The 13,585-nt window shown below is 46.7% G+C and carries 11 protein-coding genes; 7 read left to right on the forward strand and 4 right to left on the reverse strand.

Annotated elements, in window-relative coordinates; all coding sequences use genetic code 11:
* Positions 1 to 10: 10 nt before the first annotated feature.
* Entirely contained in the window at positions 11 to 982 is a 972-nt protein-coding gene (locus TSUB_RS19350; protein WP_087016911.1) for a phosphotransferase family protein, read from the reverse strand.
* A 99-nt stretch (positions 983 to 1,081) separates the two neighbouring features.
* The gene (arfA, locus tag TSUB_RS19355) at positions 1,082 to 1,318 is read right to left on the reverse strand and encodes an alternative ribosome rescue factor ArfA (protein ID WP_087016909.1); all 237 of its coding nucleotides are present in this window, start codon (positions 1,316 to 1,318) and stop codon (positions 1,082 to 1,084) included.
* Between the two features lie 235 nt (positions 1,319 to 1,553).
* Between arfA and TSUB_RS19360 the strand changes: the two genes are divergently transcribed.
* From TSUB_RS19360 to TSUB_RS19380, 5 genes are all read left to right on the forward strand, one after another.
* Positions 1,554 to 2,483 carry an exopolyphosphatase gene (locus TSUB_RS19360; protein ID WP_087016907.1) on the forward strand — a complete coding sequence of 310 codons (930 nt, stop codon included), beginning with the start codon at positions 1,554 to 1,556 and terminating at the stop codon, positions 2,481 to 2,483.
* A gap of 226 nt (positions 2,484 to 2,709) precedes the next feature.
* Positions 2,710 to 3,660 carry a TAXI family TRAP transporter solute-binding subunit gene (locus TSUB_RS19365; protein ID WP_087016905.1) on the forward strand — a complete coding sequence of 317 codons (951 nt, stop codon included), beginning with the start codon at positions 2,710 to 2,712 and terminating at the stop codon, positions 3,658 to 3,660.
* A 674-nt stretch (positions 3,661 to 4,334) separates the two neighbouring features.
* Positions 4,335 to 5,783: an N-acetylglucosamine-specific PTS transporter subunit IIBC gene (nagE, locus tag TSUB_RS19370; RefSeq protein ID WP_087016903.1), complete on the forward strand. Its 1,449-nt coding sequence runs from the start codon at positions 4,335 to 4,337 to the stop codon at positions 5,781 to 5,783.
* Between the two features lie 274 nt (positions 5,784 to 6,057).
* A complete protein-coding gene (locus TSUB_RS19375) occupies positions 6,058 to 6,732 on the forward strand; it encodes a response regulator transcription factor (RefSeq protein WP_087016900.1) in 675 nt (224 codons plus the stop codon).
* Entirely contained in the window at positions 6,713 to 8,035 is a 1,323-nt protein-coding gene (locus TSUB_RS19380; RefSeq protein ID WP_159064777.1) for a sensor histidine kinase, read from the forward strand. The genes TSUB_RS19375 and TSUB_RS19380 overlap by 20 nt, the downstream gene beginning before the upstream one ends.
* A 27-nt stretch (positions 8,036 to 8,062) precedes the next feature.
* Here TSUB_RS19380 and TSUB_RS19385 read toward each other — a convergent pair whose 3' ends face one another.
* Positions 8,063 to 8,749: a response regulator gene (locus TSUB_RS19385; protein ID WP_087016896.1), complete on the reverse strand. Its 687-nt coding sequence runs from the start codon at positions 8,747 to 8,749 to the stop codon at positions 8,063 to 8,065.
* A gap of 17 nt (positions 8,750 to 8,766) precedes the next feature.
* A complete protein-coding gene (locus TSUB_RS19390) occupies positions 8,767 to 10,323 on the reverse strand; it encodes an ATP-binding protein (RefSeq protein ID WP_087016894.1) in 1,557 nt (518 codons plus the stop codon).
* Between the two features lie 174 nt (positions 10,324 to 10,497).
* Between TSUB_RS19390 and TSUB_RS19395 the strand changes: the two genes are divergently transcribed.
* Both TSUB_RS19395 and TSUB_RS19400 read left to right on the forward strand, forming a co-directional pair.
* A complete protein-coding gene (locus TSUB_RS19395; protein ID WP_246616518.1) occupies positions 10,498 to 12,072 on the forward strand; it encodes a cytochrome-c peroxidase in 1,575 nt (524 codons plus the stop codon).
* 412 nt (positions 12,073 to 12,484) lie between these two features.
* Positions 12,485 to 13,570 (forward strand): hypothetical protein, encoded by a 1,086-nt coding sequence (locus TSUB_RS19400; protein WP_087016892.1) that lies wholly within the window; start codon positions 12,485 to 12,487, stop codon positions 13,568 to 13,570.
* Positions 13,571 to 13,585 lie beyond the last annotated feature (15 nt).

Raw genomic sequence — 13,585 nt, forward strand, 5'->3', positions numbered from 1 at the left:
CTGCGTTTTTTTATCTCTGCGTTTCAGTTAAAGCAATCGCGAGGTTTTTGAAATGATGTAAGAAGCTGTCGGCGAAATCCTTGCTATCGTCATTGTCAGCTGGTGCATTGAGAACAATCGATGCATAGCTGACGGCATGATGAGCAAAGCACACAGGCTTAGCCGCCAGCCAAGCGTTATAACACGCTTCTGCATTGAATAAGTTTCGCCAAGGTATAAGGTATTGTTCGATCAAGGCCCGTTTTTGTGGGGTGTCAGAGAATTGATAGATAAAAATGCCATCCATGAATGGATGGGTGATGCAAGCGTCGCTCCAATCGAAGAATAAGTGACTATTACTTGTTTTGGCGATGTTTCCTTCATGTAGATCGCCATGTACCAGTGTCTCAGGGATACCATACTGGTTTAACTTGGCGATCGCTTTGGCGAGTTTTTCTAGTAAGCGAGAGTCGCATTGGAACCCATGCGCCTTGAGGTGTGTTGCAATTTTGTGTTGTTTGCAATGCCAGTGAAGCTGGTGCGTTAAGTGCTCTATTTTTCTGTCGAGGCAGCCAGCAGAGAGCAGTTGATCGCGATAAAGTGATGATTCGTATTGCAAGCGGCCCCATACGCCATAAGCGCTATGCCATTCATCCAGTCCTACGTTTTCATCAAGTGGATGACCAAAATCAGCGGTTAGCATCCAACCCTTTCTCGGTTCAATAGCAAGCACCTCTGCACTATGTTGAGGAAACAACTGCGCGAGGGTATGAGAAAGAGCGGATTCGTTAGCGAATAGAGGTAATAACGTTGTGGCTTTAAAATAGACGTACCCGCGATGTGTCGCTAAACGCCAAACCTGGCCCAAGTACCAATCTTCAACGGTATCGAATGCGCCATCCGTCCGATAGTTGAGCGTGTTCAGTGTTTGGATGACCCATTTTTTAGCTGCAGGTTGCCAATTGGATGGTGTGGACAGAAGATCCTCCGCGAAGTTATGCAAGATTAACCAATGATTTGGTAGGTTATAGTGCGGATCATTGCCAGCTTTGCAATGGAGATGGGATAAAAGTGTGCTAGGAAGTCAGGAAGGGCGTGAACCTTATGCAATGTTGACGAGATTGATCAACATTGCATAAGGCTCACTGCCTTTGTAGCGGAACTTATTGCGCTTAAACGACCCTTTTCCTTTTTTAGGTGTTTCTGTTTTTGCTTTAAACAGTTTGGAAGTGACAAGTGCTGCCATTGCGTTGTCTTGGATTTCGCCTCTACCGTGCTCACATTGCGGTTTTGCAACCAGCTCGACTTGTTGAGGTCTTTTTCTCTGTTTCTTTGCCATAGGGCCTCCATGTAAATTTGAGTCTGAGTCTACGCATTTTTGGTGCAATGCGCAAAAAAACAGCGCTAATTGCAGGCGAAAAAGGGGATGAAAACCGAATGGGGCTAAAGAAAGCGGGACTCTGTGAGATATAAGAGAAAAAAATGCGTTTTTAGAGAGAGATAACCTAATCAATGCTAAACCGTTGCTATACTCAACTCAGCGTCTTAATTATAAGATTTCGAGGATAGCGGTAATGACGGAACAGTTTCGGCTAGTAACACGTAGTGATTTTGATGGATTAGTTTGCGCTGTGCTGCTTAAGCACAAGGATTTAATTAACGAAATTACGTTCGTTCACCCCAAAGACATGCAAGATGGCAAGATAACGATTACCGATAAGGATATCACCACCAATTTGCCCTTTGTCGCAGATGCGCACATTGCGTTTGACCACCATCTATCGGAGACATTACGGAACGAGGGTGATAACAAAAATCACGTTATCGATCCGAATGCACCGTCTGCGGCAAGAGTTGTTTTTGATTACTATGGGGGCTATGACGCCTTTCCACGCGAGTGGGAAGACATGATGGAAGCCGTGGATAAAGGTGACTCTGCCCAGTACACCATTGATGAAGTATTAAATCCGCGAGGCTGGCCACTACTTAACTTTTTAATGGATGCCCGCACCGGGTTGGGACGTTTTAGAGAGTTTCGTATCTCAAACTATAACCTAATGATGGATTTGATTGACTACTGTAAAGATCACACCATCGAAGAGATATTAGAGTTGCCGGATGTAAAAGAACGCGTAGAGCTTTATTTTGAGCATGAAGAAAAAGCGAAACTGCAGATTAAGCGATGCGCGACGGTTTACAATAACCTCGTTGTACTTGACCTCCGTGAAGAAGATGTGATTTTTGCGACTAACCGTTTTATGATTTATGCGCTCTTCCCTCAATGTAATATCTCAATTCACCAACTTTGGGGGCTTAAGAAGCAAAATGTTGTGTATGCTACGGGTAAATCTATTTTTGATCGTAGCTCCAAAACCAATGTCGGTGAGCTGATGTTAAAGTACCAAGGTGGTGGTCATCAGGCGGCAGGAACGTGTCAGATTGAGACAGAAAGATCGCCAGAGGTCTTGGATGAGTTGATTGCCGCAATCAATCGAGACGGTTAAGTACGTTTGAATTTCTTACCAATATTGTAATGACAACAGGCCCGGCGAGTTTTCGCTGGGCTATCGATAGACTCAAATATCTAGAGGCTGCATTGAGCAGCAAAGCGCCTCTATTCTGTGTAATGCCTCCCATCTTTTATTTTCTATCCTCTAATGAGTTCCGCTGCATAAAGTAAACTGTTCCGTTTGATTTTTATGGATGAAAATGAGTAAGGGGACAGACTTAATGAGAAACGCATTGTTTGCGCTTGCAATGGTGGCAGGGACAACGAGCTTTGCTCAAGCGAGTGAAATTACGTTGTCGAGTGGTGGACCAACGGGAAACTACTTTAAAATGGCCAATGATATCGTTAGCTATTGTGCGAAACCTGTCTCTAAACACGGCAGTTTGGTGGCGGTTAACTCCGAAGGCTCGGTGGATAACCTGATGGGGATGTTACATAAAAAGTATCGCGCTGGGATCGTGCAAGAAGATGTACTTTATTTCTACGCCAATACAATGCCGAATCAGGTCAGTGATAACCACGTCAAAGTGATTTCAGAATTGCACCAAGAGGCAGTGCATTTATTGATTCCTCGTGACTACAAGCCCAAAAGTCAAGATGGCGGATTCTGGAGCTTGTTTTCAAAAAAACGTGAGCCTTCGCCTGTTATTAGTTTAGATATGTTAAAAGGGCAGCAAGTGGGATCGTGGGGAGGCTCAATGGTGTCTGCGCAGGCACTGAATCATTTCTTTGACCTCAGTATTGAGCTGGTTGAGTTGAAAGTAGATAAGCGTCTTGATCCGCAAATGCCCGTGATTATCGTTGGCGGGCATCCTTTCCAGCCTGTACAAGATTTGATTAATACCAGTAAATACCGTTTGGTCTCTATTGATTATGAAGCGCTTGGAAAAGATCCCCGTACTTCCTTCTACAGTGATGCGTCAGTGACTTACCTGATGAGCGGTAGCCCAGTATCGGTTTCGACTATTGGCGTTAGGGCTTTACTATTGGGCGCGAACTTCCGAAATCCCGATAAAAACGTTGCCATGTCAAAGTTAGCATCATGTGTAAGTAAAAACATGATGGATTTGAGTGATGACGCAGAGACCTCTCCAGCTTGGCGCAGTGCGTTGGATCTGATCGAGGCAGAAAAGCGCACAGGATGGGAATACTTCCCACTGGCAAAGAAATAGTGATAGACCTTCATCGCCGATCCTTGATAGGGAGCGATAAAAGCGCTTGCTGAGTCGGTATTTTATATGAGGTAAAGGCACAGGCACTCTCGAGAGTGCCTTTTTTTGTTTTAGCCATCAAATTCAACAGTTTGTTGAGTTTAGATTTGAGCTACTTCACATTTCATTTTAATCCTGCCTTTTATTAATCATCGTTAATCTTCAGTCCACCGAGGGTTAATCTCTTCACAGATACACTAGCCCTGTTATTTCAAGTTAGGCGGGTAATCTCTCGCTGTTGAAACCCGTGTTGTAGGCGTGGTGGATATTTTTCAATCTTGCATCGAGAGAGAGATCCTTGGGGGAATTTGAAATAGCAGGGAAAGCCCAAGTTTTCGGTTGCGTGAACAATAGCAGCATTGAAGTGAGGGTGAGCTTCATTCGAAGTCAATAGCCAAAATCCCGAAGAAACGATTAGCGTGATTGCTTAACAGCTAAATGAACTTATTGAAAGAGAGATTTAGCTTGAGCAATCAAAAGCCAAAGAGCACTTAAACAACGTTAAATGTTGGCTAGGGAATGAAAGCAATAACAAAGGGGGGAGCCTGCGTCATTGCTGTAGGGCAAGTTTTCATGTTCAACCGTGAAAGCGCAAATGAAGCGACAATTCATATCGCAATGAAAAGGACAATAATGTGAACATATTTGGCTACTTACAAAGAATCGGTAAGGCACTGATGGTGCCTATCGCAACCCTGCCCGCGGCAGGTTTAATGATTGGTATTGGTTATGCGATTGACCCAGCGGGTTGGGGGGGCAATAGCCCAATCGCTGCTTTCTTAATTGGTGGTGGTGGCGCTATCATGGACAACCAAGCGTGGTTGTTTGCAGTGGGTGTAGCGTATGGCCTAGCGCGAGACAATAATGGTGCAGCCGCACTGGCGGGGTTAGTCGGGTTAATGATTTTCGACAAGCTGCTGGATCCCGGTATGGTGGCAAACCTCACCAACACCACAGTCGAAGCCTTGGGTGCAGATTCGGTACGCGCTTATAACGGACGCTTGAACGCGTTAACGGGCTTGATTTTTGGTGTGGTTGCCGCGGAGTTCTACAATCGCTTCCACAATATTCAGCTACCTTCTTGGCTATCATTCTTTGGTGGGCGTCGATTTGTGCCTATCGCTTCATCAGTGGCAGCATTGGCGATCTCGCTTATCTTCATCATCGTTTGGCCTAGCTTCTACAATGGCTTGATCTCATTTGGTAAAAGTATCCTTGACCTTGGCGCGGTGGGTGCGGGTATCTATGGTGTTGTCAACCGATTGATGATCCCATTAGGGCTTCACCATGCGATCAATGCGGTATTCTGGTGGGATGTTGCCGGTATCAATGATATTCCTACTTTCTGGTCAGGTGTCGGTGAGCTGGGTGTGACAGGTATGTATCAAGCAGGCTTCTTCCCAATCATGGGTTATGGTTTGCCAGCGGCTTGTCTTGCGATTTATCACACGGCGCATGCAAAGAATAAGCAAAAAGTAGGCTCATTGATGCTTGCTATCGCTTTGACAGCAATTGTTACGGGTGTCACCGAGCCAATTGAGTTTGCCTTTATGTATGTTGCTCCGGCTCTCTATGTTATTCACGCTTGTTTAACGGGTCTGTCACTGTTTCTTGCTGCGGCATTTGGGTGGATTGCAGGGTTTAACTTCAGCGGTGGTTTGATTGACTTCGTCTTATCATTTAATACGCCGCTTGCACACAAACCGTATATGCTGATTGTTCAAGGTATCGCTTTCGCGGCGATTTACTATACGGTATTCCGCTTTGCCATTGTGAAGTTTGATTTAAAAACGCCGGGTCGTGAAGTTGATGACGAAAATGACACCGTTGCGACCGAAGAAGGGCTTGAAGAGCGCGCTGCTGCGTATTTGAAAGCGCTTGGAGGCGAGCAAAACCTTGGCAATATTGATGCGTGTATTACACGTCTTCGCTTAGAAATTAAAGATGTTGCTCAAATTGATGAGCCACAGCTCAAGCGCCTTGGTGCTATGGGCGTGGTTAAAGTGGGAGAAAAGAACTTGCAAGTCATTATTGGCAGTGAAGCTGAGCTAGTGGCTTCAGCAATGAAATCGCTGACCCAGTAAGCACAACGTTTTACTCAAAACCTCAACATCACAAAATAAATGCTCGGTACATTACCTAGGTACAGAGCAAGCAGAATAAACCACATCCCCCTGTGGTTTCTTAGCGCCCTCTAAGTCGGGTTGTCGACAATGCTTAGAGGGCGCTCTTTTCAATAAATTAAATTATGAAGTGACTCTCAATACACTCGTTTACTTGGTGAATGGATCAAGGCAGCGAATCAGATTCTCTGTATCCTGTCTTCAGAATGTCACAATTCAATAAGGGGGACTCGCAATGAAAATATTGGTCGTCGAGGATGACTTAACCACACGTGACTTTGTTAAAAAAGGTTTGGAAGAGCATGATTACGTTGTTGATACTGCGCCTTCCGGCCGTGAAGGTTTGATGATGGCGACAAGTAGCGATTATGCGTTGGTTATTCTTGATCGAATGTTACCTGAGTTAGATGGCTTAAAAGTATTGGCGGCAATGCGCGCCGCAGAGATTCATACCCCAGTGCTGATACTAAGTGCACTCGACAGTGTTGAGCAGCGTGTGCGAGGCTTAAACGCAGGGAGCGATGACTATTTAACAAAACCTTTTGCGTTAGCGGAGCTTATTGCTCGAGTAAAAATTTTAGTCCGTCGCAATCAAACCTCTGTGCCGATCACCGAGCTCAATGTTGCTGACCTCTCACTCAATTATTTATCTCATCGTGTCTATCGCGCTGGTGTGGCGATTAACCTCCAACCCAAAGAGTTCAAGTTACTCAGCTATATGATGGAGCATGCGGGTGAAGTTGTCTCACGTATGATGTTGTTCGAAGCGGTGTGGGATTATCATTTTGATCCAAATACGAACGTGATTGATGTGCATATCGCTAAGTTGCGTCGTAAGATCGAAGCGAATGATCAATCTGCGCTTATTCATACCGTGCGAGGAGCAGGTTATGTCCTCCGGGAAGATTGATCACCTTTATCGCTCTTCTGTTCTTCGTACTTGGTTGTGGGTGGGGGGAATGCTGTTCGTGCTGATTTTCGCTCTGATGAATGATTTTTATCGTACAGCCAGTCAGCACCTTGAAACGCAAGTGGTTGATAGCTTGTTAAGTGAAAGTGCTCAAATTCAGGCGTTGTCAGAAATTCTGACTCTTGAAGAACTACAGCAGACGTTGTCCTCATTGGAAGAGGGGCGACTCTATACTTACCATCAAACACAAGCAGAGTTACAAAGCCAAGTATCTAGCTATCCTCTTGTTAGTCAGGGCGTGACCTTCTCGCCATCACAACCTTCAATGCATGCAACGAGAATCAAAATTGATGACGACCTTGAAATGGTCATTGGATTTGATGACAAGGTGCTAAAAGAGTTTCAGTCTTCGCTGCGAGAAACCATGTTGAAAGGGACAGTGATCCCAGTGGTTATGCTGATTGTGATTGCTGTGTGGTTTGCTTCTCGACTCGTTAATCAACTTCAGCATGTCAACAAAACGATGGGTCGAGTGATGATGGGTGAGCGCCAAGTACGTTTGCCTGTCGGGCGGAGTTACAATGAATTTGACATGTTGGCCATTCACTTGAATTCAATGCTTGAGCAACTGGAGCAAAATGAGTCGACGCTGAATGCGTTGACGGTCGATATCGCACATGACATGCGTACGCCCTTATCTCGCTTGAAATTGCGCTTGGAGTGCCTACTAGAAAACCGAGAAATTAGTAATGACACCATGGTCGAGCTAGAGTCGATGCACGGTGATTTTTCTGCCATGTTGAAAACCTTCAATGGTGTGTTGGAGATATCGCGACTGGAGTCAGCAGAGTCGAAAGTGGAAATGACGGACGTTGATCTCGGCGCAATTGCGGAAGATGTCTACGACTTTTGTGAACCACTGGCTGAAGAGCGTGAAATTCGTTTAGTGATCCGCAAAGAGATGCCGTGTGTTATCCAAGGTAATCCGAGCTTACTGTTTCGCGCGGTATTTAATTTGGTCGAAAACGCCATCAAGTACAGTCCCTCTCAGCGCGATGTCGAAATTAACATCGACTGCTTTGGGCTCGTTGTATGTGATAGTGGGCCGGGTATCAAATTGCAAGACAGAGAGCGTGTCCAACAACGTTTAGCGCGGCTTGATCCTAGCCGTTCATCACCGGGGCTAGGTTTGGGGTTATCCTTGGTAAAAACCGTGGCACAACTTCATCATGCGCGATTACTTCTGTCTGACAATGGGCCCGGTTTAAGAGCGAGAATCTACTTTGAACCTCGCCCTTGGTAACCAGTGGCCATGTCCTGAAGAATGGGATCAGGGGCAGTATTTATATCCCACACTGTAGACGGATTGTACCAACTCATCGTCGGTGTGAATCTGATTGAGTTTCTTACGTAACTTTTTGATATGGCTATCAATGGTTCGTTCACTCACAACGCGGTGGTCACGATAAATATTGTCGATGAGCTGGCTGCGAGAGTATACCCGTCCCGGATCGCTTGCGAGCAGATGAAGCAAGTTGAATTCAATCGCTGTTAATGTCAGTGCTGTGCCATGCAAGGTGGCTTCAAGTTTGTCCGGATTCAGCTGAAGGGGTGTCGGTGGTGCCGATTCCACGAGCTCGTCGCTGCTTTTCGGCGGATGGTATCGTTTGAGTACCGCTTTGACGCGCGCGACCACTTCTCGTGGCGAGAAAGGTTTACAGATGTAGTCATCAGCGCCGAGTTCTAGACCTAATAAACGATCTATTTCTTCAATCTTGGCGGTGATCATAATAATAGGGACGTCACTATGTTGGCGTATCTCTCGGCATAATGTTAGGCCGTCGACAACGGGCAGCATAAGATCGAGCAAGACGAGAGAGGGAGGCGTTGTCTTAACGGTTTTGAGTACATTACTGCCATCATAAAGCTGCGTGACGCCGTAACCTGCATTTTTTAGATAGTCGGCAAGCAGTTGAGAAATTTTTGTTTCATCTTCCACGACAAGTATCTGATGCATTGAGTTCTTCCTTGTTGTTATTTCGGGAGCCAAACCACGACTTTTAATCCCCCCATTGGAGAGTGCTCAGCATGGATTTTTCCTTGATGGGCTTCGACAATTTTTTGAGTGATGGCTAAACCTAGTCCAGAGCCGCCTGTTTTACGGTTTCTTGAGCTTTCAACACGATAGAGGTGTTCAAACAGTTTAGTTAAGGCATCGTGGGGAACATCTGGCGAGGTATCTTCCACCGTAATCGTCACACCTTTGATGCTCTCCCTAAGTACGATCAAGGTTTCCCCGGGAGAGTCCGTATATTTTAGTGAGTTGTTGAGCAAGTTTTCCAGCAACTGTTGGAGCCGGGTTTCGTCTGCACGGATCCAAGCGTTATTCACATCGGTTTGGTAGCGCAAAGTGAGGCCCGCTTTTCGAAAACGAGCCACATTGATTTCATGCATGTCTTCGAGCAATGCGGCAACATCGAGTTCGCTCATATGGTAACGAAATGCACCAATCTCAGCGTTGGTTAGTTGGTAGAGGTCTTCAATCAGCTTCTGTAAATGGGCGATTTCTTCTTCAATGGAGCCGAGGGTTTCTTCATTCGCTGGCCGCACACCATCAAGGATAGCTTCAAACTCACCTTTAATGATTGAGAGTGGCGTGCGAAGTTCATGAGCAATGCTTGCAAGCCATTCTTTTCGCGACGTTTCAGCTTGCTTTAGCGTTAAGGCAAGTCGGTTGATGTTTTGCCCTAAGACAGCGATTTCATCACGTCCACTGGGTGTTTCTCTTTCCTCATAGTTTCCATTAGAGAGGTCAGTGGTAAAAGAGGAGAGCGTTTTTAACGGACGGGAAAAATGCCTTGAGAAGAAAAAGGCTGCCACGGACACCATCACAATGGCCAATCCTGCAATAAGGGAAAAGGCGCGTTGTTGACTGTCGGCGAAGGCTAAATCATAGGAGGTTTCTAGTTCGCGCTTAGGTGGCCACGCAAGGTATCCCACTATCGACGCATCGTGCCAAAGTGCAGTGGTGAGGAAGTGGGTATCATAAGGTCCAACGATAGATATCCGCTCTGCATCGAGTAAACTCACACGCAGATCACCGGGTGGTTTGGGCGAGCGTGATGGGCCTCGTTGTCCACGTTGGCCCGTCGCTTCGGCGTTATCACGGCGTGGTGGAGGGCGTCTTCCATCTTCTCGAGGTGGAGGGCGACGACCTTCATCTCTAGGGCGCACGCTCTCGCCGCGCGGCGGCTTGCTATCGCGCGTCTCTCTAGTAGGAGCCCCTTCCATACTCCGATGGAGTGCAGTGAGATACTGCTGCGTAGACTCGGTAAAGTCCTGATCTCTTTCTGAAAGCCGGACGACCTCACCCCACAAAAATGGGTATGTTGCGAGTAGTTGAAAACTATCGTCCCATTCATAAAGGATTTCGAGATTGTCAGTTAATCGATCAAGGGACGCTTTCTCGCGTTCATTGATATGGTTGATGAGCCCTTGGTCAAAACTCCATTGAATAGCAAGATACAGTACCAGTAGTACAATACCGACAGAGAAAAAGAAGCTTAACCAAAGGCGTTGGAATATCGTCATTCCGTCTCCTTGCAATGCCAACGGCCTGGCAGGTGCCGCGCAGGATCTATATTAAGACGTAACTCGATATTTTGACTGCTTTTTTCTGAAGTTACACATTTGTTCCTCATTTCTTGCGGCTAGCGTGCGCAATTGCTGACTAACCTCACTAAAAATATGAAATTGGGAGGCAATATGTGTAATCAAACTAGACAATGGCTGATGGCGAGCTTAATAGGATTGCTCTTTGGCTGCGGTGGAGGTGGCAGTGATCTTGGTGTATCGCCTTCGCCTGGAAATGCCGACACTTCCGAGGGCGAGAGTGTCCCTGTTCCCGATTTGCCCGCTGTATCGGAAACCGACTTGGCGTTAAATGCGCTCATCGATGCGTTAGCGCTGAGGCAATCCCCTTTGGCGGGGAGGACGTTACCAGACATCACTGATCCACTGGCGCAGTTAGGTAAGAAACTGTTTTACAGCAAAAGCTTGAGTGGAGAGTTTGATGTTGCCTGTGCTTCATGCCATCACCCCATGTTAGGCGGTGGTGATGGGCTCTCGCTGCCAGTTGGCATTAATGCATTGCAAAGTGATGTGTTAGGGGTTGGCCGTCGAGATGCCGATGGCGTACCCAATGTGCCGAGAAACAGCCCAACGACTTTCAATGTTGGGTTATGGGATCAAGGCTTGTTCTGGGATTCACGAGTAGAAAGCCTCGGCAAAGAGGCGTTACAAAATGGCGCGGCTTCGCCCATTTCTACGCCAGAGAGTGGTACTGGTATCGCGGACCCCAATGCGGGCCATAACTTGGTGATGGCACAAGCTCGCTTTCCCGTGACATCGGTTGATGAGATGAAAGGGATGCACTTTGAAGCGAACAGCAATAATACGCAGATTCGCGATCACTTGGCGGCGCGGATAGGTGATATTGGTCTTGGGGCAGGCGAGCTGGCGTTGAACCAATGGCTATTTGAGTTCCAGCAAGCGTTCAACAGTGGTGACGACGCAGAAACACTTATCACGTTTGATAATATCGCTCTGGCTTTAGGGGAATTTCAACGTTCGATGGTTTTTGTCGAAAACCCTTGGCAGTCATACCTTAGTGGTGATGTTGCGGCACTGAATGAAAGCGCTAAACGCGGGGCCATTTTATTCTTTACCGCGGCTTCAGAAGGGGGAGCGGGATGTGCAGCCTGTCATCGAGGACCGCTTTTCAGTGATGAGCAACACCATACCATTGCATTTCCTCAAATAGGCGTTGGTAAGACAGAGGCAGATCAAGACGACACTGGGCGAGAGTTAGTGTCAGGTGACGCCGATGATCGCTACCGTTTTCGCACGCCAAGTTTGTTGAACATAGCGGTGACTGCGCCTTATGGCCATGCCGGTGCGTATGATAGCCTCGATGAGGTACTGGCACATTACAACAACCCCCGTGACAGTGTGCAGGACTATTTTGACCGCCAAGCATGGTGTGATCTTCCCCAATTTGAAAACGTAGCAAACTGTAGTCTGTTATTTCCCAACGGCGCGACAAACACCGAGGCGGCGCTGAGTAAGTTGCAGCAAGAACGACGTGAGAATATTGCTTTGTTCGAGAACATCAACATTAACCCGCAAGAACGTAGGCAACTGGCCGATTTTCTTGATGCGCTAACGGATCCTTGTGTCACCAGTAGAGCCTGCTTAGCTCCGTGGATTGCGGAGCAGGCCAGTGATAGTCCAGATGGACAACGATTGATAGCAACCGATATCAGTGGTGCCGCGTTGTAAATCATCAGGCGTGGGTTTAACTCACGCCGAACATTGGAAGAAGGAATGTAGGATGGCTGCGTTTATTCCGTTTTATTTACCTGTTTATCTTCGATCATTGGTGATGCTTTTGTAGCTGCTTTATCCTTAAGCCTATGAAAAGTCGATATCCCTCACGAAATTTATCGACGCGCTTCTCTTTTATCACTGCGCGCCGATAGAAATGCTACTCACCCACTGACCTCTCACACAACTGTCATAATCGATTGCTATACCCAACCTGCCTCTGGAGGGTTCAGCAGAGAAAAGCAGTGATAAACGATGTGCCGCCTTAGTGGACGCGTTGTTTCCAACCTATTCCTTTCTCTCAAGTTCTTCTCCTTGAGGTTGTGCGCAGTTCAACACAACAGATTCATAGAGACAGGGACAGTTAATGAAAACAATCGCTAAAATCGCCACTGCATTGCTGGTTGTCGGCGTGGGCGCTGCCATTTACATATCTGTTAATGAGCAAATAGAGATTCGGAATACAGAGCATGTTCGTGGCATTTCAGGCTCAGAGAAGATTCCCTTCTTTCGGGATGCAGAGACAGTCGACTTACTTGCACGAAAGCCTTACCAAATTGATGCTGCGGTTGAAAAGGCCGGATCGCGAGAAATCGCGACTTACGATTTAAACACTTACGATTTTGCCTTTCCAGCTGGCGTCCCCGCTGCCGCCAAAATACAAAGTGAGCACAACATCCGCAAAGCGATTGACGTTTATCATTCGCCCATGGTGATTGCGTCTTGGAAACCCGTCGCCGAAGTCTTAATGATGAATGGTGTGGTAGAACAGCGCGATGGTGTTCACTATGTGGTTGATATGAAAAAGCTCCTTAAGCTTATTGTTGAAAAAACACGCTGGAATGAGCTAACAGGAAGTGAAAAATACCCCGCTAATAAGTCCATTCTCGTCACCACAACCGATGTGCGTAAATCAAACTCCGCGGCAATGTACTTATCTCTCGCCAGTTATGTACTTAACGACGAGCGAACGCTACACGAGCGAGAACAAGCGGATGTGATTCTAGAAGACCTCAGTTCTATTTTTTTGCGTCAAGGCTTTACCGAGAGCTCTAGCGCTGTGCCGTTTCAATCTTATCTAACGATGGGGCCAGGAAAATCACCCATGGTGATGATCTATGAAGCGCAATTCATCGAAGAGCTGTTCAAAGAGAACAGCGCTATTACCGATGACATGGTGCTCTTGTACCCTCAGCCAACTATCTACAGCAAGCATGTGCTTATTCCGTTGTCGCCTGAGGGGGAAGCGCTTGGGAACGCGTTGGCCAATGATGAAGATATTCAAAAAGTGGCGGTTCGATATGGTATGCGGCCTAAAAACATCGCGCTGTTTAATGAGTACATTGCACAAAGTACGTTCTCAGCACCATCGACGCTCTATAACGTCATTGACCCCCCGAGCTTTGAAATCTTGGAATACATGATCACGCGCATCGAACAAGACTATCAGTGATGAGCCAAATTAAAG

The organism is Thaumasiovibrio subtropicus (assembly GCF_019703835.1).
GTDB lineage: Bacteria > Pseudomonadota > Gammaproteobacteria > Enterobacterales > Vibrionaceae > Thaumasiovibrio > Thaumasiovibrio subtropicus.